The sequence below is a fragment of the Sphingobium subterraneum genome (assembly GCF_014199435.1).
GTDB lineage: Bacteria > Pseudomonadota > Alphaproteobacteria > Sphingomonadales > Sphingomonadaceae > Sphingobium > Sphingobium subterraneum.
This window is the reverse complement of sequence record NZ_JACIJP010000004.1, coordinates 164,281-184,441: the sequence shown is the minus strand read 5'-3', so window position 1 is coordinate 184,441 and position 20,161 is coordinate 164,281. Positions and strand designations below refer to the sequence as shown.

The following is a 20,161-nucleotide window of genomic DNA, read 5'->3' as shown; positions in this document are numbered from 1 at the left end:
GTCTTTTATCATGGGGGCAGCGTTCTTATGTGCGGAGCATGGGTGGGCTACGACGAGGACGAATGCCATGACACACACGCCGTTTCGCAGCTTTTTCCTGTCCGGCGCTCTGACCGCGCTGATCCTGTCCTCTGCCGCTCCGGCCGCACCGGCGCCGCGCGTACGCATCTCGTCGATCGACCAGCTTCAGCAACCCCTCCCCCTACCCTATAACGAAAAGGCCGACGCCGACCGTGCGTTCGCGGCGGCCAAGGGGCGCGCGAAGGCGCGCGGCAAGACGCTGCTCGTCGACCTGGGCGGCAACTGGTGCGGCGACTGCCGCGTGCTCGCCGGGATCATGAATGTGCCGGAGGTCAAGGCCTTCCTCGCCCGGCATTATGAGGTGGTTACGATCGACGTCGGACGCATGGACAAGAACCAGCAGATCCCGCGCCGTTACGGTATCGAGAAGCTCGCGGGTGTCCCTGCCCTGCTGGTCATCGATCCGCGTACCGACCGGTTGATCAACAAGGATCGTATCTTCGCCCTGTCCGACGCCCGCCACATGACTCCGCAGGCGCTGGCCGACTGGCTGGCGCAATGGGTGTGACCGCGGAAATTTGCGGCCAGTGGGACAGGTCACCAGTGGCGCTTGAACCGGCAGGGGTTCCTGGCGGGCAAGGCGGAAAAGGTCTGAACCCCAAAATTATGCAGTATTAGCAGTAGCTTAAGGTTTTCTGCCTATTACGGGAGCGGGGGGCTGTTCGGAGACGCCCATGCATCGCATACTTTATATCAGTACTGCTCGAACGCTTTTATCGGCCGACGAATTGAGCCGTCTTCTTGCCGCCGCGCAGAGGAGCAACGCAGCCAAAGGCATAACGGGGATGCTCGTCGTGGGCGGCCGTCGCTTCCTCCAGGCGCTCGAAGGGGAAAGGGACGTCGTAAAAATGACGTTCGATCGCATCGCGCGCGATCCTCGCCACATGGGCATCGTGACGCTGGGCGATACGCCGATTGCCAGCCGATCCTTCGCGCAATGGTCAATGGGGTTTGAGTCCGGTGGCGATGGGGGAGCGGCCCGTTCGCTGGAAGATCAGGTGGCAGCGATCGTCGCCCCGATCGAGGATGCAACCCTGCGCGCTTATTTCACAGGTTTTGCGCACCGCCACAGCGCGGCGTGAAGACACCTGACAACGAGAGGGGCCGCCAGCGCATCGCGACGCACCGACGGCCCTTCGTACATGGTCAGCGGCCTAGTGGCTGCCCCACTTTCGGGAAATGATGTTCGCGCTCTTCCGGATTGCGGCCCGCTGCCACTGGCTTGAACGACCGCAGTAGGAGACGACGCGGAGCGTCGTTTAGCGGCGCATTCCCCGAACGGACTTGACCGACCTCATTGCTGAACCATGAGACATCGGATCACCTCCTTTCGCGCTGTTGAAGCCTGCGTCGCCGAGGGAGAGCGAGAGCCCTGTACCCGGCCACACCTGCACTGTGAGTCAAACGCGCCGTTCAATCAAGACTTGTATTTTTCTTTTTTCGAATCATACTTCTGCGTCCGCGCGCCGGTCCGGTTCAGCTCCGGCAATCCTCGATCACCCGCGCCGCTTCCGCCCAGGCGGGAACCACCAGCGGCTGCGCACCGGAAACCTCCACCGCAAAACGGCCCCGGCTGAAAATCATCTGATCGAGCACCGTGTCGGACGAGGCGCGCGCGGCGATGATCATGGCAGGCCCCTGCCCTTGCGCCGCCGTTTCGGTAGGCCAGGACGCTGTCCCGAAACTGGTGCGCACGACCATGGGTCCGCCGGGCGTCGCCGAGGGTGCGGGAACGGCGCGCGACACGAACACGCGCCGCGTCGCGAGATCGCAGCGCAGGGACAGCAACGCCGTCCCCGGTTCCTGCCCGAAGCTCGCAATGCTTCCACCTGTCGCCGCTTTATAGGTCCAGTTGCCTGGCGTCACCGGCCATTCCCGCCAGTCCGCGCTCCGCGGCGGCGGCGGCGGAGGCGGCGCAGCGGGCTGCGCAACCGGCGGTGGCGGTGCGGGGGGAGCAACAGGCGGCGCGACGCAGCTCGCCAGCGCGGTGGTGACGAGGATGGTGGCGGCAGTGCGGTGCAAGGACAGGGTCATTGCCGACTTATGACCGGCCAACCGGCTAGGAACAAGGGCAACCCGCCCGATCGCCCCAATCAGGCGGCGCGCGGCGTTATGCGGCCACGCAGTATTTGGAGAATGACAATAGCGCTTCCCTACGCGCCTCTACTTTCCCCACTTCCGCTGCTCTTTGCCGAAGCGCAGCTTGCGTGTCCCTGGCTTGCCTTCGGTCGCGCGGCCGCGCGGGGCGGTTACCCGCAAACGCTGGCGCTCGTCGGTGGGCAGGCCCAGCTCTTCGGCTTCGAGCGCCTTGATCTCGTCGCGCAGGCGGGCGGCTTCCTCGAATTCGAGGTCAGCGGCGGAGGTGCGCATTTTCTTTTCCAGATCCTCGATATGCGCGCGCAGATTGTGGCCAACGCGATGCGGCGTGTGCTCATCGATTTCGACCAGCACGCTGTCCTGATTGGACACATGGGCGATGATGTCGCCGATGTTGCGTTTGATCGTGGTGGGCGTGATGCCGTGCTCGCGGTTATATTCCTCCTGCTTTTCGCGGCGGCGTCCGGTTTCCGCGAGCGCGCGCTCCATGCTGCCGGTGATGCGATCGGCGTAGAGGATCACGCGCCCGTCGACGTTGCGCGCGGCGCGGCCGATGGTCTGGATGAGCGAAGTTTCCGATCGCAGGAAACCTTCCTTGTCCGCGTCCAATATGCCCACAAGGCCACATTCGGGAATATCCAGACCCTCGCGCAGCAGGTTGATGCCGACGAGCACATCATAGACGCCCAGCCGCAGGTCGCGGATCAGCTCAATGCGCTCCAGCGTTTCCACGTCTGAGTGCATGTAGCGGACCTTTAGGCCCGCTTCGTGCATGAATTCGGTCAGATCCTCGGCCATGCGCTTGGTGAGGGTCGTCACAAGCGTGCGATACCCGGCGGCGGCCGTCAGCCTTGCCTCGTTGATGAGGTCGTCGACCTGATCCTCGACCGGTTTGATCTCGACCGGTGGATCGATGAGGCCCGTCGGGCGGATGACCTGTTCGGTAAAGACGCCGCCGGTCTGCTCCAGCTCCCACTTGCCGGGAGTGGCGGAGACGCTGACGGTCTGTGGGCGCATCGCATCCCACTCGTTGAAGCGCAGTGGGCGGTTGTCGATGCAACTGGGCAGGCGGAAGCCATATTCGGCGAGCGTGACCTTGCGCCGGTGGTCGCCGCGCGCCATCGCGCCGATCTGCGGCACGGTCTGGTGGCTTTCGTCCACGAACAGCAGCGCGTTTTCCGGGAGATATTCGAACAGCGTCGGCGGCGGCTCGCCGGGCATGCGGCCGGTGAGGAAGCGGGAGTAATTCTCGATCCCCGCGCAGCTTCCGGTGGCCGCGATCATCTCCAGATCGAAATGGGTGCGCTGTTCGAGCCGCTGCGCTTCAAGCAATTTGCCCTCTGCCTGCAATTCCTTGAGGCGTTCCGCCAGTTCAAAACGGATCGCCTCCATCGCCTGCTTCAGGGTCGGGCCGGGCGTGACGTGGTGGCTGTTGGGAAAGACTTTCACATAATCGAGGCTGGCGACCTTCTTGCCAGTCAGCGGATCAAACTCGCTGATCTCCTCGATTTCATCGCCGAAGAAGGAGACGCGCCAGGCGGTATCCTCATAATGGCTCGGGAAGATTTCGAGATTGTCGCCCTTCACGCGGAAATTGCCTCGCGCGAAGGCGGCGTCGTTGCGCTTGTACTGGAGCGCGACGAGCTTACGGATGATCTCGCGCTGGTCCTGCACCTCGCCTTTCTTGAGGGCAAAGGTCATCGCGGAGTAGGTTTCAACTGAGCCGATGCCGTAGAGGCAGGAGACCGAGGCGACGATCAGCACATCGTCCCGCTCCAGAAGCGCGCGGGTGGCGGAATGGCGCATCCGGTCGATCGCCTCGTTTACGCTCGACTCCTTCTCGATATAGGTGTCGGAGCGCGGGACATAGGCTTCGGGCTGGTAATAGTCGTAGTAACTGACGAAATATTCGACCGCGTTGTCCGGAAAGAAGCTCTTGAACTCGCCATAGAGCTGCGCGGCGAGGATCTTGTTGGGCGCGAGGACGAGCGCTGGGCGCTGCACCGCCTCAATCACCTTCGCCATCGTGAAAGTCTTGCCCGATCCGGTGACGCCGAGCAGCACCTGGTCCCGCTCGTTGCCGCGCGTCGCCTCGACCAGTTCGGCAATGGCCGCGGGCTGGTCACCCGCTGGCTCATAATCCGATACAATGCGAAACGGCCTGCCGCCCTCGGTCTTGTCCGGGCGCGCGGGGCGGTGGGGGACGAAATGCTCGTCCGTTTCCGGTTCGGCGAGACTCGTGCGGATCTGGATGGCCATGCTGCCCAACATGGGGAGCCACCGCCGCGCCAGCAACCGACTTTTCGATTATCGGTGACGAAGTTTTCTGTTAGCCTTGCGCCCTTGTTCGAATGTTTCAGGGGGTTTCCATGATGTCTCGCCGCCATGCCAGGGGTACGACCCTGCTTTTGTCCGCCGCCGCCCTGCTGGCGCTCGGCGCCTGCGGCAAGGCGGACGATGCGGGCAAGGTAGGCGCTCCGTCGGGGAACGAGGCTGCAGCGGGGAGCACGAACATGTCCGTGGCGCAGGTCGCGGGCGAGATGAACAAGGTCAAGCTGCAACCGGGACAGTGGGAGATGACCCACGAGATCACCGACGTGCAGATCACCAACGCGCCCGAGGGCATGCCCGCCGGTGCGATGCAGAGCATGGTCGGCAAAAAGACGGTCGTGAAGGAATGCATCACGCCGCAACAGGCGGAAAATCCGGCCGCAGAGATGATGGCGGGCCAGAAAGACAACAAGTGCAAATACGCCAATTTCTCGATGAGCGGCGGCAAGGTCAGCGGACAGATGAGCTGCAGCGGCGGCCAGGACGGGTCAGCCACGATGAACATGACGCTCAACGGAACGTATAGCTCGACCAGCTATGACATGAACGCCGAGATGCGCACATCCGGCATGATGGGCGCCGCCAAGGACATGCAGATGGCCATGAAATCGCATGGCACCGGCAAGCGCATCGGCGAATGCCCGGCCAAGGGCGATGCGTCCTGACGCATAGGATCACGCGCTGACGGCGGCGGACAGGCCGGAGTCTCGCCGCTACCCCTCTGGCAGTAGCAAACTCGCGTCGCCATAGCTGTAGAAGCGGTAGCCTTCCGCGATGGCGTGGGCGTAGGCTGCCTGCATCGTTTCCAGCCCCATCAGCGCGCTGACCAGCATGAACAGCGTCGAGCGGGGCAAGTGGAAATTAGTCATGAGCCCGTCGATCGCGCGAAAGCGGTAGCCCGGAGTGATGAAAATGCGGGTTTCATCTACAAAGGGCTCGATGATGCCGTCCTCTCCGCACGCGCTTTCGAGCAGGCGCAGGCTGGTGGTGCCGACCGCGATGATCCGGCCGCCAGCAGCTTTGACAGCGTTCAGACGCGCGGCGGCTTCCGGGCTGATCTGTCCCCATTCCGCGTGCATGCGGTGGTCGCCGGTGTCGTCGGCCTTGACCGGCAAGAAGGTGCCCGCGCCGACATGGAGGGTGAGCGTCTCGGTCAGGATACCGGCAGAGGCCAGCCGCTCCATCAGGCCGGGCGTAAAATGCAGCGCGGCCGTGGGAGCCGCAACGGCACCATCCTGCTTCGCGAACATCGTCTGATAATCGCTGCGGTCCTGCGCATCGGCCGGCCGTTTTCCGGCGATATAAGGAGGCAGCGGCATGGTGCCCGCGCGTTCGAGCAGCAGTTCGACGGGCTCGTCGCCTTCGAAGAACAGGGTCATGCCGCCGTCGTCGTCCCGCCCCTCGGCGATCGCAGTTACGCCCGCGCCGAAATCGATCCGGTCGCCGTCGCGCACCCGCTTGGCGTTGCGGACGAACGCCTGCCAGCGGCGCAGGTCGATGCGCTTGTGCAGGGTTGCCCCGATGCGCGCGTCGCCGCGCCGCCCTTCGAGCTGGGCAGGGATAACACGGGTGTCGTTGAAGACGAGGCAGTCGCCCGGGCGCAGGTCGGCGGGAAGATCGCGCACCACGCGGTCGTCCATGGCCTGCCCACGCACGACGAGCATCCGGGCAGCGTCGCGCGGCTGGGCTGGACGCAGGGCGATGCGTTCAGAAGGCAGATCGAAATCGAACAGGTCGACGCGCACGTGCTAATTTTCCACCGTCGGCCCGTGAGTCAGATCAGGACGCGGGCGTCGCCGCTTCCATCCGCGCGGTCACGATGCTGGTCGGGTTGGCGGGCGGCTCGCCCCGCTCGATCGCATCGACATATGGCATGCCCTCGATCACCCGGCCGAACACCGTATATTTGTGGTCGAGCTGGAGCCGGGGCAGGAACATGATGAAAAACTGGCTGTTGGCGCTGTTCTCGTCCGCCGCGCGGGCCATGGACACGACGCCGCGCACATGCGGCAGATCGTTGAATTCGGCTTTCAGATCCGGCTCGGTCGATCCGCCCGAACCGTCATTTTTGGGATCGCCGCCCTGCGCCATGAAACCTTCGATCACGCGATGGAACTTCAGGCCATTGTAAAACCCGCGACTGGTGAGCAGCTTGATCCGCTCGACATGGGCGGGTGCGACATCGGGGCGCAGCTGGATGCGCACCGTGCCGCCATTGCTCAGGGTGAGAACCCACACATTGGCGGGATCGACCGGGACGGTGGCGGACGGCGTGGCGGCCTTGGGCGCCTTGGCCAGTTCCTTGGCCTGTTCGGCTGCGCGTGCGCTCATCGCCGCTTTCTTGAACTCTTCTTCCTGCGCCTTGCCGCCCTGCGCGTGCAGCGGCGTGAAGGCGACAAACAGGCACAGCGCGCCGATCGCGACAAGAATGCGGCCAATAAGCGATTTTGGAGCCATGATAATCCTGTTCTCCCAGCAGAAAGCTTGCTCTTTGCGCGCGCTTTAGGTCCGCGTCAATGAACGAGGGATGAGCACCCCCGCCCGCCGTGACGCGGCCATGCGCTTATGATCCCTTGCGGCCGATCTTCTCCACCCGCTCCACAACCTCCGCGCAGACGGTGGGGCTGACGAAACGTTGAATCGGCCCACCGAACAGCGCGATTTCCTTGACGAGGCGGGAGGCGATCGGTTGCAGCGACACGTCGGCCATCAGAAAGACGGTCTCGACATTGGCGTTGATCTGCTGGTTCATGCCCGCCATCTGATATTCATATTCGAAATCGGCAACCGCGCGCAGGCCGCGGATGATGATCTGCGCGCCCTGCCGGTCGGCAAAGTCCATCAGCAGCGAATCGAAGGCGACCACCTCGATGTCCGTCTCGATCCCGGCGCATTCGCGGCGCACCATGGCCAGCCGTTCGTCGAGCGTGAACATCGGCGACTTGCTGGGGTTGGTCGTCACCCCGATGACCAGCCGGTCGACCAGCTTCGCGCCCCGGCGGATGATGTCCATATGCCCCAGCGTCACCGGGTCGAAGGTGCCCGGATATACCCCTGTCCGTGTCATAGCCATGCGCGTTATCGGTCCCTTTCGACCACGAAATCGGCGATCGCGCGGAGCAGGGCCGCGCGGTCGCCATAATCGTGCAAATGTGCCTTGGCCTGATCGACCAGAAATTGCGCCTGATGCCTGGCGCGCGCGACGCCGAGGAGCGACAGGAAAGTCTGTTTCCCGGCGGCGGCGTCCTTGCCGAGCGCCTTGCCCGCAAGCGCTTCGTCGCCCTCTACGTCGAGCAGGTCGTCGGCAATCTGAAACGCAAGGCCGATATCGCGGGCATAGCCGTGGAGGCCCGTGCGCGCTTCCAGCGGGACATGCGCCATGATCGCGGGCGCCTCCACGCAAAAGGCGATGATCGCCCCGGTCTTGAGCTGCTGAAGCCGGGTGACAGTCGGAAGGTCGAAGGGGGTGCGCTCCGCTTCCAGATCCATCATCTGGCCGCCCGCCATGCCGACTGGCCCGCTCGCTTTGGTCAAGGCGCGTACCAGTTCACAACGGACGAAGGGATCGGAGTGCGTGCGCTCGTCGACCAGGATCTCGAACGCGAGATCGTGCAGGCAGTCCCCGGCGAGGATCGCCGTCGCCTCATCAAAAGCGCGGTGAACGGTCGGCTTGCCGCGCCGCAGATCGTCGTTGTCCATCGCGGGCAGATCGTCGTGGATCAGCGAATAGACATGGATGCATTCCACAGCGAGGCCGACGCGGACCAGCGCGTCCTCATCGAGATGAAACAGATCGCCCGTCGCACGGACGAGCAGAGGGCGCAGGCGCTTGCCGCCGCCAATCGCGGCATGGCGCATCGCTTCATAAAGCTTGCGACGCGGATCTTCGGGGACGGGGAGCAACGCGTCGAACGCATCATCCATGGCCGCGGCCATCGTCTTGGCTGCCTGCGTCAGCACCGCTTTACCGCCGCCAGCAGCCACCCGCGCGTCAGTCCGCACCAAAAGGTTCGGCGCCCGTCGGCACCCCGTTCGCGACCGTGAGCTTCTGGATGCGCGCTTCGGCATCGGCAAGGCGCTTCTGGCACTGGGCACGCAGCGCCTCCCCCCGCGCATAGAGCGCGATGGATTCGTCAAGCGCGACATCACCGCGTTCCAGCCTGTGCACGATCGATTCCAGCTCGCGCAGGGCGTCTTCGAACGACAGGGCCGTCATCTGTTCGGGTTCCGACATGGGCGACAGCTTTGGCGTTCGCGATCCCCGCGGTCAAGCCCGCATGATATCGCATGCCCTGTCACCGACAGTCATGGTTCGTTTAAAATTAACGGCTATCCTGTAGCCGACTTCGGCGTTGCGGCGTTCTTCGCAGAGTGTCGCGATTTCACTCTTTTTCGTTGACGGTTCATGCTGCAACCGCACATAGAAAGCCCGCTATGAAACACACCCTTCCCCTGCTCGCCACCGCATTGCTCGCCCTGTCGGCTTGCGGTCAGAAAGAACCCGAAGTCGTCGGCGGTCGCCCGGATCCGATGGCGGATGAACTCAACAACGCCGCGCCGGTCGAATTGCCGCCGATGGTCAAGGAGAGCCACAGCTATCGCTGCAAGGATGGCGCGCTGGTTTTCGTCGACTTCATGTCGGACGACAAGACCGCCAACCTGCGCACCGAAAAGGACGGCACCCCGACCAAGCTGACCGCAGAAGAGGCCGGAAAGCCCTATACGGCGGAAGGCGGCTATTCGCTATCGGGCAGCGGCAAGGAAATCAGCGCGACGTTGCCCGGCAAGAGCGCACAAACCTGCAAGGCCTGAACCATTCAGCTCTGATGGCCTGCAAATGGCGCTCTTTTGCGCTTCCGGTGCTCATGACCTGTAAGGTCGCTGCGCTCCGGGTCACAAAAGACCACCATTTTCGGCTCATCATCTTCTGAATGTTGACCGCTCGCTGTCTTTTTTCTCTCCACACGGGCCGGACGCGCGATCGTCCGGCCCATTTTATTTGCGCATTTTCGTAACCCCAACCCTGTTCAGCGCGCGCGGCATTCGTTAAGGGGTCGGCGCATGACCGACACAGCTACAGCCGCCAGCCCCATCACGCCCCAGGTCGTTGCCGAACATGGCCTCGCCCCGGAAGAATATGACCGCATCCTCGCCGCGCTGGGGCGCGAGCCGAACCTGACGGAGCTGGGCATATTTTCGGTCATGTGGTCCGAGCATTGCAGCTACAAATCCTCGCGCATCCATTTGAAGAAGCTTCCCACTACCGGGCCGCAGGTGATCTGCGGACCGGGCGAAAATGCGGGTGTGGTCGACATCGGCGACGGGCAGGCGGCAATCTTCAAGATGGAGAGCCACAACCACCCATCCTACATCGAACCCTATCAGGGGGCGGCGACGGGCGTGGGCGGCATCCTGCGCGACGTGTTCACCATGGGCGCGCGACCGATCGCGAACCTCAACGCGCTGCGTTTCGGGCGGCCTGACCACCCGAAAATGCGCCACCTGATCAGCGGCGTGGTGCGCGGCATCGGCGGCTACGGCAATTGCGTGGGCGTGCCGACAGTAGGCGGCGAGGTGAACTTCCACCCCGCCTATGACGGCAACATCCTCGTCAACGCGATGACGGTCGGCGTCGCGGAAACGGACAAGATCTTCTACTCGGCGGCGAGCGGCGTTGGCAATCCGATCGTCTATGTCGGGTCCAAGACCGGGCGCGACGGCATCCATGGCGCGACCATGGCGAGCGCCGATTTCGGCGAGGACAGCGAAGAAAAGCGCCCGACCGTGCAGGTTGGCGATCCTTTTACCGAGAAGCTGCTGATCGAGGCGTGCCTCGAACTGATGGCGTCGGATGCGATCGTCGCCATTCAGGATATGGGCGCGGCGGGCCTCACTTCCTCCAGCGTGGAAATGGCGAGCAAGGGCGGCGTCGGCCTGCTGCTCAACATGGATGCCGTGCCGCAGCGCGAAACGGGCATGACCGCCTATGAAATGATGCTATCCGAATCGCAGGAACGCATGCTGATGGTCCTGAAGCCCGGCAAGGAGGCCTTTGCCGAGGCGATCTTCCACAAGTGGGAGCTGGATTTCGCGGTGATCGGCGAAGTGACGGACACCGGGCGGATGGTGCTTGTCCACCATGGTGAGACGGTGTGCGACATTCCGTTGGGCCCGCTGGCCGACGACGCGCCGCTTTATGATCGGCCGCATGTACCGACTCCCAAGCGCGCTCCACTGACCGATGTTCCCGCGTCCAGCGATCTGGGCGCCGATCTGGTGACGCTGATGGGGTCGCCCGACATCGCCAGCCGCCGCTGGATCTGGGAACAATATGACCACAAGGTCGGCGCCGACACGGTGCAGGCACCCGGCGGCGACGCAGCGGTGGTGCGTGTTCATGGCACGCAGAAAGGTCTGGCCATGACCACGGATTGCAACCCGCGCTATTGCTATGCCGATCCCTATGAGGGCGGCAAGCAGGCGATTGCCGAGGCCTATCGCAACCTGTCGGCGGTAGGAGCGAAGCCGCTCGCCGTGACCAACTGCCTTAACTTCGCCAATCCGCAGCGCCCCGAAATCATGGGGCAGTTCGTGGGCTGCCTCGAAGGGATGAGCGAGGCGTGCATCGCGCTCGACTTCCCGATCGTCTCGGGCAATGTGTCGCTCTACAACGAGAGTAAGGCAACAGGGGGCGGATCGGCCATCTTGCCCACGCCCGCCATCGGCGCGATCGGCCTGCTCGCCGACTGGTCGAAGAGCGCAAGCGTCGCGTTCAAGGCCGAAGGCGAGGCGATCTTCGTCATCGGTGAGAGCAACGGACATCTGGGCCAGTCGAGCTGGCTGCGCGTGGTGCATGGCCGCGAGGACGGCCCGCCCCCGCCGGTCGATCTGACGAAGGAGCGCGCCAACGCGGAATTCGTCCGCGACCTGATCGCCAAGGGTCTGGTGAGCGCGGTGCATGACGTGTCCGACGGTGGCCTGCTGGTCGCTGTCGCGGAAATGGCGCTGGCCGGGAATATCGGCGCGACCCTTGAAGAAATCGGCGACCATTTCACGGCGTTCGGCGAGGATCAGGGGCGTTATGTCGTCACCAGCGCGACACCGGAAAAGATTCAGGCGGCGGGTATCCCAATGACGCGGATCGGTACGACACGCGGCGGGACAATCGACATCAGCGGCGGAAAATCCGTGCCGCTTGTCGATCTGCGGTCGGCGCATGAGGGCTTTTTTCCGGCGCTGATGGATCGCTGATCCGGAAACGCAAAGACGAGGGATGCGCCCGGTCATGGAAGCGGCGTGTTTTTCGGGATGCTGCCTCTAGTCTCGCCTGAAAATGAATTCGTGGTCGTATTGCTCGCCGACCTTGAACGCATATTCCCCCACCTTGGCGAAACCGCGCGCGGCATAGACCTTTTGTGCGCGATGATTGCCGGAGAACACCCCGAGCCACACCGGCCCCGGCATCTCTTCCGCCAGCCAGCCAAGCGCTGCATCGAGAAGCGTGCGCCCCACCCCCGCGCCCTGCCATTTTCGCGCGACGTAGAACTGATAGAGCTCGCCGTGCGTGGGTTCTGCGTCCGGATGGGGAAGCTTGCACGGGCCGGCGTGAGCGTAACCCATCAAGGTGCCGTCCGCAGCAACCGCCACCCATTGCGCCCGACGCGGATCCGCGAGCTGAGCGGCCACCGCTGGCTCACCATAAGATTCCGCCTCGAAATGCGCGAGATTGTCCGGGTCATAGCCCATATCCATATCGCCTTCGACAAAGGTCTCGCGAAAGGTACGGAGCTTCAGCGCGGCGAGCGCAACGGTGTCTTCGGGTCCGGCACGGCGGATCAAACATGGCATATCTGTGCTTACCCCACCCTGGTCACCCGACAATAGGCCACATGATATGTACAGCGCCCGCCCGCGGCATCATAGGCGCGCATGACCTGACGCAGCGCTGCAGGACCAAGCGGCGCGCGCCCCTCCACCGGCACGGTCGCGCCGATGCCCTTCAGATGCGCGAGCAATCCCCGCGCGCCGCCGAAGTCGTGGACATAGTCTTCCTCGAACAGGAACGCATCGGCATGGGCGTCCAGCATCGCGCGCAGGGTCTCGATAGACGGGTATTCCGGCGTCCCGGCGCGAACGCCGCAGGCTTCGTGGGCGGCGCGCCATTCGGCGAAGCTGCGCTGGGCCATGGTGGAAAACAGCAACGTGCCGCCGGGACGAAGCAGCGCATAGAGCCGGGCGAGCGCGGTAGGCAGGTTGGAGAACCACTGGAAGGCGAGGCTGGAAACGATGAGATCGAACCACGGCCCTTCGAAACCTGGCGCTTCGCCATCCATCGCCTCGAATCGGGCGGCCAGAGTGGGATCGGCGGCCGTCACCGCCAGCATAGCAGGCGACAGGTCGGTCACGGTCAGGTCCGCATCAGGAAACAGGTCGCGGATGCGCCGGGTGAGCAGCCCCGTGCCACAACCGATTTCGAGCACGCGCGGCGCAGGGGGCAGCGGCTGGTTGCGCGCGAGATCGGCGAGCACGTCGGCCACGGTCCGCTGCACATCGGCGTGGCGGTCATATCGGTCGGCGGCGGCACCAAAGGCGTCGCGAATCCGTTGCATACGCGGCGGGGTCATGACATGCCCCGTACCGCATTTTCTTCTCAGGTGAACCCTTTCCCGATGATCCCCGCCTCCGCCCGCACGCCCGCCATCGATATTGCCCGTGGTTTTGCCGTCATGGGCATCTTGACGATGAACATCATCGCCTTTGCCTTGCCCGAAGCGGCCTATGGCAATCCGCGCGCCTGGGGCGGAACGAGTGTCGCCGATATCGTGGCGTGGGCGGTGAGCTTCGTGTTGTTCGACGGCAAGATGCGCGGGCTGTTTTCGATGCTGTTCGGTGCGAGCATGCTGATCGTGATGGACCGGGCGGAGATGACTGGTGGGGACGGACGCAAGGCGCAGGCGGCACGGGCCACCGTGTTGTTCCTCATCGGGATCGCACATTATCTGTTGCTGTGGTGGGGTGACATATTGGCGCTGTACGCGGTCGTCGGGATGATCGCGATGCTGTGCGCGGGCAAGCAGCCGATCGAGCTTGTGAAGCTCGCCTTTCTGGCGTTCGCCGTCCATTTCGTCATCGTCATGATCCCAGCCATCGCCGCACATCATGGGCATTATGCCGCCAGCCATCCCGGCGCGACGCATGCCAGCATCACCCATTACAGCGCCCTGCTGGAAGGCCTGAGCGCACCGGGCAGCCCCTCCATCGCTGAGGAGGTCACCCGGATGCGGGGAAGCTTCGCAGGGATTGCCGGCTACAAGTTGGAGCATATCGTCGGCTGGGCGCTGGGGGGCTTCCAGTATCTGATGCTCGACACGTTCGGGTTTATGCTGCTGGGAATGGCGATGCTGAAAGGCGGCTTTCTGACGGGAGGATGGCCCGCGCAGCAATATTGGCAGACGGCGCGCCACTGTTTCCTGATCGGACTGCCGCCGATGATCGGCCTGGCGATCTGGGCGATTGCCAGTGGATTCGATACCGTGACGACCTTCGGCGCGGTGTTCGCCTGGTCGTTCCCGTTTCGCATTCCGCTGACAGTCGGGTGGGCGGCGCTGATCCTGTGGATCGCCGTGCGCTACTCCGCCTCGGCAGGACTGGCGCGCATCGGCGCGGTCGGGCGGCTCGCGCTCAGCAACTATCTCGGCACAAGCCTGCTGATGACGGCCCTGTTCTACGGATGGGGCCTGGGGCTGTTCGGAATGGTCGGGCGCGCGGAGCTATACGCGGTGGTTGGGGCCGTATGGGCGCTGATGCTGCTGTGGTCGCCGCTGTGGCTGCGCGCGTTCCACTTCGGACCGGTCGAGTGGGTGTGGCGCAGCGTGGCGCAGCGCCGGATGCTGCCGATGCGGCGGACGGCCGAAGCCGCTTAGCCGCGTCCGAAGTTGATGGACGATCCCCGGCGCGCTCCACCCGCCTTGCGGGTGACGAGCGGGCTGGCGTCCTCTTCCAGCGCTGTCACGGTCGCCATGAAGCAGTCGCGCAGTTCCGCGACGAACTCGATCAGTTCTTCGGGGTCTTCATGATATTCGACGCAGCGACGCGCGACCATCTCGATATGCTCGGCCATGTCGGCAAGGCGCTGCGCCCCGAACTGGCGCGCTTCCCCCTTCAGCGTATGGGCCGGGATGACCAGCGCGGCGGCGTTGCGGGCACGCATGGCCTGTTCCACGGCGTCGACCGATTTGGTGCCATCTTCGCGAAAATAACCCAGAATGCGGATGAACGCATCGCCAAGGCCAAGCCGCGCGAGCTCATATTCCTGCCGATCGATCAGTTCCACATTCATGGTCAGCCGCTCCCGTACCATCCAGCCATGGCACTTGTCTTCGCGGCGAATCTAGAGTCTATCCGTAAACTTTGGGTTACCGCGCTGCTCGCAATAAGTGCAAATCATTGTTTCCAAAGCATAAACTGAATTCCCGTCAGGCGGACAAAGCGCCAGTCGCGCGCCTGTGCCAATGCGGCCAGTTCGCCGTCCGCGATCGGATCGTCCGCAATGATCTTGACCGCATGAGCGATGCGCAAGGCCCGCTCCGCGCGCAGCACCGGCCAGGGGCAGCGCATCCCCCGCGCGTCCACAATCACTGGATCGATCGGCAGATCGTCGTCCATCAGTCCTTGCCGAAGGGATTCTTCGCGCTGCGCAACATCAGCCGGACGGGGACGGCGCCGAAGCCCAGTTCCCGCCGGATGCCGTTGATGAGGTAGCGGTTATAGCTTTCCGGCAGCAGCTCCAGCCGCGTCCCGAACAGCACGAAACCGGGCGGACGCGTCTTCGCCTGCGTCATGTAGCGCAGCTTGATGCGCTTGCCGCCGGGCGCGGGCGGTGGATTGGTTTCCAGAGCATGCTCGAACCAGCGGTTTAGGAGGCCGGTGGAGACGCGCTGCGACCAGATGCGGCGCGTTTCGAACGCGGTCTGGAGCAGGTCGTCCAGCCCCTTGCCGGTCGCGGCCGAGACGGTGAGCAGCGGCACGCCCTTCACCTGCGCCAAGCCTTCGTCCAGCGCCTTGCGGATACCCTGATAAAGCGAAGAACCGTTGGCCGAGACATCCCATTTGTTAATGGCGATGACGAGCGCGCGCCCTTCTTTCAGCACACGGTCGGCGATGCGCAGATCCTGCGCCTCCAGCCCCAGCGTCGCGTCGAGCAACAGCACGACCACTTCGGCAAAATCCACCGCGTGCAGGCCATCGGCAACGGCGAGCTTTTCGAGCTTGTCCTGCACCTTGGCGCGCTTGCGCATCCCGGCGGTGTCGATCAGGCGGACGGTGCGCACACGCCCGTCGGCATCGGTCCAGTCCCAATCGATCGCGATACTGTCGCGCGTGATGCCCGCTTCCGGGCCGGTGATCAGGCGCTCCTCTCCCAGGATCCGGTTGATGAGCGTCGACTTGCCCGCATTGGGACGCCCGACGATGGCGAGCTTCAGCGGGGCGTTGTCCTGCGCTTCCTCGTCATCGGGATCGATCTCGGCTTCGACGATACCGGCGTCCGCACGAGCCTGCGCGATTTCCTGCTCGACCCGCTCGATATGCGGCATGAGCGCCTGATAGAGTTCGGCCAGACCCTGCCCATGTTCGGCCGACAGCGCGAGCGGCTCGTCCAGCCCCAAGCTCCACGCTTCGAGGAGGCCGTCTTCGGCCGCCTTGCCTTCCGCCTTGTTGCCGACAAGGATGACCGGCGTATCGCTCTCGCGCAGCCAGCGGGCAATATCCTCGTCCAGCGGGGTCAACCCGGCGCGCGCATCGATCATGAAGAGCGCAACGTCGGCGTCGCGCACGGCGGCTTCGGTCTGGCGGCGCATGCGCCCCGGCAGGCTCTGCGGGTCTTCATCCTCATAGCCGGCTGTGTCGACAATGCGGAAGTGGAGGTCGAGCAGGTTCGCCTCCCCTTCCCGCCGGTCGCGCGTGACGCCCGGCTGATCGTCGACCAGCGCGAGCTTCTTGCCGACCAGCCGGTTGAAAAGCGTCGATTTGCCGACGTTGGGCCGCCCGACTATGGCAACGATGGGCAGCATGTACTCGAGTCCTTCAATCAAGCCTCAACGGAAGGCGATGATACGCCCCTTGTCGGTGAGGAAATAGAGCATGTTGTCGGCAGCGATGGGACGCAGCGACAGGGAATCACCCGCGTCGCCCTTCGACACCAGATCGCCGTTGCCGGGGTCCGCATAGACGACATCGCCCTGCGTGGACACCAGTATCAGACGACCACCGGCGAGCAGCGGCCCGGTCCAGCGGATGGCGCCCTTGCGGTTCTTCTCGCTCTTCCACCGCTTCAGCTGGCTGATCCAGCGGATCTTGCCCGATGCGCGCGAAACGCACAGCAGCTTGGCATCATCGGTCACCACGAAAACCCACTCGCCCGCGACGGTCGGGGTCGAGATGCCCGCGATGTTGATTTCCCACAGGCGCTGGCCGCTGACCAGTTCGTAGGACGCCATGCGCCCGCCCTGCCCGATGGCGAACACGCGGCCCCGGTCGATCACCGGGTCGGCGTCGATATCGGCCAGCGCGGCGACCGATGTGGAGATGCTGGTGCGTGACAGCGCGTCGCCCCACAGGCTTCGGCCGTTCTCGTAGCGATAGGCGGTCAGTTCGCCCGAGCTATAGCCCGCGATGACCGTGCCCTGCCCTGCGGCAGGCGCGGCGACGCCGAACACGCCGGTCGTTTCCACCGTGCCGGACTCCGTCCACTGCGTCTCGCCGTCGCTCTGGTTGAGCGCGAAGAGCTGGTTGTCCTGGCTCATCACATAGACATGATCATTGGCGAGCGTGGGCGATCCACGCAGCGGTCCACCAATGCGCTTCTTCCAGATGACCGATCCGTTCGCCGCGTTGAGCGCGGCGACATCGCCCACCCCGGTGGTCACGAACAGGCGGTCGCCCAGAGCGCTGACGCCGCCGCCGAACAGCGAACGGCCGTTGCCCTCGGCAGGCATCGATGCCTGCCACAGTTTGGCACCGCTTTTCGCGTCAAACGCGACCACGTTGGCGTCGGCATCAATCACGAACAGCTTGCCACCGAGCACCACCGGCGGCGCGGCGAGGCGCGCGCGGGGCGTGCTGCCCGCGACAGAAGCGGTCCAGACCTTTTGCGGTGAGGTCGCCAGCGCGACATGGCCCATCATCTTGGACGCGTTGCCGCCGGGCTGCGCCCAATCGGCGTTCACAACGGGATCGGGAAGCGAAACGGGCACACCGGCCAGCGTCGGATCGGCAACGACGCCCTGCTCGGTGGACAGGATCGAGATACGATCACCCACGACCGGAGTCTTGGGGCCCTTGTTCTTGCCGCCGCCGATGATGCCGCAACCCGACAGTGCGGCCACCAGGGCGATCATCAGGAACGGGCGCGCGTGGGACAGCATCTTTTTATTCCCGGTCGACGTCATGTGCATGGGGGCCTTCATCCTCTCGATCGTCATTCTTGCGGCGCCACGGCGTCAACGCCGAGCAACCCTGCCATCTGCCGTGCACGGCCGCGCAGGGTCTGCGGCACCTGTTCATCCTTTGCAATGGCAGCGAATATCGGCCCGGCAAGGTCGGGCTTGCGCATCTTCATATAGGCGATGGCGGTCATCTCGCCCGCACTGCCGAACCAAGGCTCACCCGCCACGGCGAGCGGCTTGAGCGTGTCGACAACCTGCTGCGGGGTCATGGTATCGAAATTGAGCGCCACCTGCCGTACCAGAGCGAGATCGCGGTAAGGCTGGGCGAGCTTGGTGTCGGCCGCCATCTGACCATAGAGTGCGGCTGCAGCCTTGCGGTCGCCCTTTTTCGCAGTATCGGCGGCCTTGAGGAGCGCGGCTGCGGCACGATAGCCGGGCTGGTCCGCCTTCTCGAGCGCGGCCAGCGCCTTGGGGTCCGGTGTGCCGCCGCGCACGACGACATCGACGACATCGCCCGCCTGCTCGGCGACCTTGCCCGATTCCTGCTGCGTATGCTGCCGCCAGTAAAGAGTGCCGCCAAACAGCACGAGCCCCGCAACAATGGCGCCGACGATCATCAGGCCATAGCGTTGCCACGCGGTGCGAAGCTGGTCCTGCCGGACCGCTTCATCCACTTCGCGCAAAAAGGCTTCGTCAGTCGATGGCGTAAGAGCCAAGGCACTTCTCCAACAGGAAAACGGGGTAGAGCGCGCGGACCTTAGAGGCTGTTGGGAATTTGGCCAAGTGCCAAACGCCCATGCCGGTGGGACGGGCCGGGCCGCGCCTATTTTTTCGGGCGATAGACCTGCTCCTCGCCGGGAAAGCTGCGGTCGCGCACCGCCTGCGCGTATTGCGCCGCGGTCGCGCTTATGGTGTCGGCGACGTTGGCGAAGCGCTTCACGAAGCGCGGCACCCGCTCAAACATGCCCAGCATGTCGTCGATGACCAGTACCTGCCCATCGCATTGCGCCGATGCGCCGATACCGATGGTGGGACAGGCCACCGCCTGCGTGATCGCGACGCCGAGCGGTTCCATAACGCCTTCGATCACTAGCGCGAAACAGCCCGCATCGGCCACGGCGCGTGCATCGGCTAGGATCTTGTCGGCTTCCGCCTCGCTGCGCCCGCGCGCGCCATAGCCGCCCAGCGCATTCACCGCCTGCGGCGTCAGGCCGACATGGGCGCAGACCGGAATGCCGCGTGCGGAGAGGAATGCGATCGTCTCCGCCATCGCCTCGCCGCCTTCCAGCTTGACGGCGGCCGCGCCGGTTTCCTTGAGGATACGCGCGGCACTGGCAAAGGCCTGTTCCGGCGACTGTTCATAGGTTCCGAACGGCATGTCGACCACGACAACGCTGTGATAGCTGCCCCGCACCACCGCCGCGCCGTGCGCGCACATCATGTCGAGCGTCACCGGCACACTTGATGGCAAGCCATAGACCACTTGCCCCAGCGAATCGCCGACCAGCAGCATGTCGCAATGCGGATCGAGCAACTGCGCCATGCGCGCGGTATAGGCCGTCAGCATCACGATGGGATCCGCCGTCGCGCCATCCACCTTGCGCGCGCGGATGGCGGGCACGGTCAGGCGCTTCATGGGAGCGGGCGTGGGATTGGCGCGGCTGGTGCTGCTTTCCAGCGTGAAGGTTGTCGACATGGTTCATCCCTAGCGCCAAAGGGCGGAGAGGGCGAGTCCTAGACGCTTTCGCGTGCGACGTCCGGAAAGGGGAGCACTTCGGCAAGGCTGATCCCGTCGAGCACCCTGGCGGTTTCGTCGCGCACACGCAGCATCACGCGGTGGAGTCGGCATTCGCTTTCGGGCAGGCAGTTCTTGCATTGCTCATGCGCAAAGCGGCTCGCGCAGGGGGTGAGCGCCAGCGACCCGCGCGTCAGCCGCACGATGTCGCCATAGCTGATATCGACGGGAGGAAGCGCAAGCCAGTAGCCGCCATCCCGCCCGCGCTGCGTCGCCACCAATCCTTCGCGCGACATTTCGGAGAGAATGACGGTCAGGAATTTGGACGGAATGTTTTGCGTGTCGGCGATGTCGGTGAGGGGAACCGGCCCCTTGCCATAATGATCAGCCAGATGTTGGAGTGCGCGGATGGCGTACCGGGTCTTTTGCGAAAGCATGGCGGCACATTCGGCTCCGCCGCCGCAAAATTCAA

At 64.3% G+C, this 20,161-nt stretch carries 22 protein-coding genes; 6 read left to right on the top strand and 16 right to left on the bottom strand.

Annotated features, from left to right (window positions below; all coding sequences use genetic code 11):
* Positions 1-67: 67 nt before the first annotated feature.
* Positions 68-589 carry a thioredoxin family protein gene (locus FHS92_RS12905; RefSeq protein ID WP_184081135.1) on the top strand — a complete coding sequence of 174 codons (522 nt, stop codon included), beginning with the start codon at positions 68-70 and terminating at the stop codon, positions 587-589.
* A gap of 166 nt (positions 590-755) precedes the next feature.
* Positions 756-1,163, top strand: coding sequence for a BLUF domain-containing protein (locus tag FHS92_RS12900; protein WP_184081134.1), 408 nt, complete (start codon positions 756-758; stop codon positions 1,161-1,163).
* Positions 1,164-1,557: 394 nt separating this feature from the next.
* Here the strand turns inward: FHS92_RS12900 and FHS92_RS12895 are convergent, their stop codons facing one another.
* The gene (locus FHS92_RS12895; protein WP_246351984.1) at positions 1,558-2,103 is read right to left on the bottom strand and encodes a hypothetical protein; all 546 of its coding nucleotides are present in this window, start codon (positions 2,101-2,103) and stop codon (positions 1,558-1,560) included.
* Between the two features lie 141 nt (positions 2,104-2,244).
* On the bottom strand, positions 2,245-4,437 hold the full coding sequence (uvrB, locus tag FHS92_RS12890; protein WP_184081277.1) for an excinuclease ABC subunit UvrB: 2,193 nt from the start codon (positions 4,435-4,437) through the stop codon (positions 2,245-2,247).
* 110 nt (positions 4,438-4,547) lie between these two features.
* Here uvrB and FHS92_RS12885 point away from each other — a divergent pair, with 110 nt between their 5' ends.
* A complete protein-coding gene (locus FHS92_RS12885; RefSeq protein ID WP_184081132.1) occupies positions 4,548-5,174 on the top strand; it encodes a DUF3617 domain-containing protein in 627 nt (208 codons plus the stop codon).
* A gap of 48 nt (positions 5,175-5,222) precedes the next feature.
* On the opposite strand, the gene queA is transcribed toward FHS92_RS12885, so the two are convergent.
* From queA to FHS92_RS12860, 5 genes are all read right to left on the bottom strand, one after another.
* Positions 5,223-6,254 carry a tRNA preQ1(34) S-adenosylmethionine ribosyltransferase-isomerase QueA gene (gene queA, locus FHS92_RS12880; protein ID WP_184081131.1) on the bottom strand — a complete coding sequence of 344 codons (1,032 nt, stop codon included), beginning with the start codon at positions 6,252-6,254 and terminating at the stop codon, positions 5,223-5,225.
* A gap of 34 nt (positions 6,255-6,288) precedes the next feature.
* Positions 6,289-6,966: a peptidylprolyl isomerase gene (locus tag FHS92_RS12875; RefSeq protein WP_184081130.1), complete on the bottom strand. Its 678-nt coding sequence runs from the start codon at positions 6,964-6,966 to the stop codon at positions 6,289-6,291.
* Between the two features lie 106 nt (positions 6,967-7,072).
* The gene (coaD, locus tag FHS92_RS12870) at positions 7,073-7,582 is read right to left on the bottom strand and encodes a pantetheine-phosphate adenylyltransferase (protein WP_425506252.1); all 510 of its coding nucleotides are present in this window, start codon (positions 7,580-7,582) and stop codon (positions 7,073-7,075) included.
* Positions 7,583-7,587: 5 nt separating this feature from the next.
* Positions 7,588-8,445, bottom strand: a complete 858-nt coding sequence (locus FHS92_RS12865; protein ID WP_246351995.1) for a polyprenyl synthetase family protein — start codon at positions 8,443-8,445, stop codon at positions 7,588-7,590.
* A gap of 55 nt (positions 8,446-8,500) precedes the next feature.
* The gene (locus FHS92_RS12860) at positions 8,501-8,743 is read right to left on the bottom strand and encodes an exodeoxyribonuclease VII small subunit (protein WP_184081128.1); all 243 of its coding nucleotides are present in this window, start codon (positions 8,741-8,743) and stop codon (positions 8,501-8,503) included.
* Between the two features lie 200 nt (positions 8,744-8,943).
* Here FHS92_RS12860 and FHS92_RS12855 point away from each other — a divergent pair, with 200 nt between their 5' ends.
* A complete protein-coding gene (locus tag FHS92_RS12855; protein WP_184081127.1) occupies positions 8,944-9,321 on the top strand; it encodes a hypothetical protein in 378 nt (125 codons plus the stop codon).
* Positions 9,322-9,570: 249 nt separating this feature from the next.
* Positions 9,571-11,760, top strand: coding sequence for a phosphoribosylformylglycinamidine synthase subunit PurL (gene purL / locus FHS92_RS12850; protein ID WP_184081126.1), 2,190 nt, complete (start codon positions 9,571-9,573; stop codon positions 11,758-11,760).
* A 66-nt stretch (positions 11,761-11,826) separates the two neighbouring features.
* Here the strand turns inward: purL and FHS92_RS12845 are convergent, their stop codons facing one another.
* Both FHS92_RS12845 and FHS92_RS12840 read right to left on the bottom strand, forming a co-directional pair.
* Entirely contained in the window at positions 11,827-12,357 is a 531-nt protein-coding gene (locus FHS92_RS12845) for a GNAT family N-acetyltransferase (protein WP_184081125.1), read from the bottom strand.
* Positions 12,358-12,365: 8 nt separating this feature from the next.
* On the bottom strand, positions 12,366-13,133 hold the full coding sequence (locus FHS92_RS12840; protein WP_184081124.1) for a malonyl-ACP O-methyltransferase: 768 nt from the start codon (positions 13,131-13,133) through the stop codon (positions 12,366-12,368).
* 45 nt (positions 13,134-13,178) lie between these two features.
* Between FHS92_RS12840 and FHS92_RS12835 the strand changes: the two genes are divergently transcribed.
* Complete coding sequence (locus tag FHS92_RS12835; RefSeq protein ID WP_184081123.1) at positions 13,179-14,432, top strand: DUF418 domain-containing protein; 1,254 nt, start codon at positions 13,179-13,181, stop codon at positions 14,430-14,432.
* Here the strand turns inward: FHS92_RS12835 and FHS92_RS12830 are convergent.
* The 7 genes from FHS92_RS12830 to FHS92_RS12800 form a co-directional block, all read right to left on the bottom strand.
* Entirely contained in the window at positions 14,429-14,848 is a 420-nt protein-coding gene (locus FHS92_RS12830) for an Hpt domain-containing protein (RefSeq protein WP_184081122.1), read from the bottom strand. The two genes, FHS92_RS12835 and FHS92_RS12830, sit on opposite strands and share 4 nt — an antisense overlap.
* Before the next feature lie 104 nt (positions 14,849-14,952).
* The gene (locus FHS92_RS12825; RefSeq protein ID WP_184081121.1) at positions 14,953-15,174 is read right to left on the bottom strand and encodes a sulfurtransferase TusA family protein; all 222 of its coding nucleotides are present in this window, start codon (positions 15,172-15,174) and stop codon (positions 14,953-14,955) included.
* Complete coding sequence (der, locus tag FHS92_RS12820) at positions 15,174-16,580, bottom strand: ribosome biogenesis GTPase Der (protein WP_184081120.1); 1,407 nt, start codon at positions 16,578-16,580, stop codon at positions 15,174-15,176. The genes FHS92_RS12825 and der overlap by 1 nt, the downstream gene beginning before the upstream one ends.
* A gap of 24 nt (positions 16,581-16,604) precedes the next feature.
* Entirely contained in the window at positions 16,605-17,933 is a 1,329-nt protein-coding gene (locus tag FHS92_RS12815; RefSeq protein WP_184081275.1) for an outer membrane protein assembly factor BamB family protein, read from the bottom strand.
* A gap of 53 nt (positions 17,934-17,986) precedes the next feature.
* Positions 17,987-18,670 (bottom strand): tetratricopeptide repeat protein, encoded by a 684-nt coding sequence (locus FHS92_RS12810; protein ID WP_184081119.1) that lies wholly within the window; start codon positions 18,668-18,670, stop codon positions 17,987-17,989.
* Between the two features lie 107 nt (positions 18,671-18,777).
* Positions 18,778-19,650 carry a 3-methyl-2-oxobutanoate hydroxymethyltransferase gene (gene panB, locus FHS92_RS12805; RefSeq protein ID WP_184081118.1) on the bottom strand — a complete coding sequence of 291 codons (873 nt, stop codon included), beginning with the start codon at positions 19,648-19,650 and terminating at the stop codon, positions 18,778-18,780.
* 38 nt (positions 19,651-19,688) lie between these two features.
* Entirely contained in the window at positions 19,689-20,126 is a 438-nt protein-coding gene (locus FHS92_RS12800) for an RrF2 family transcriptional regulator (protein WP_184081117.1), read from the bottom strand.
* Between the last annotated feature and the right edge of the window lie 35 nt (positions 20,127-20,161).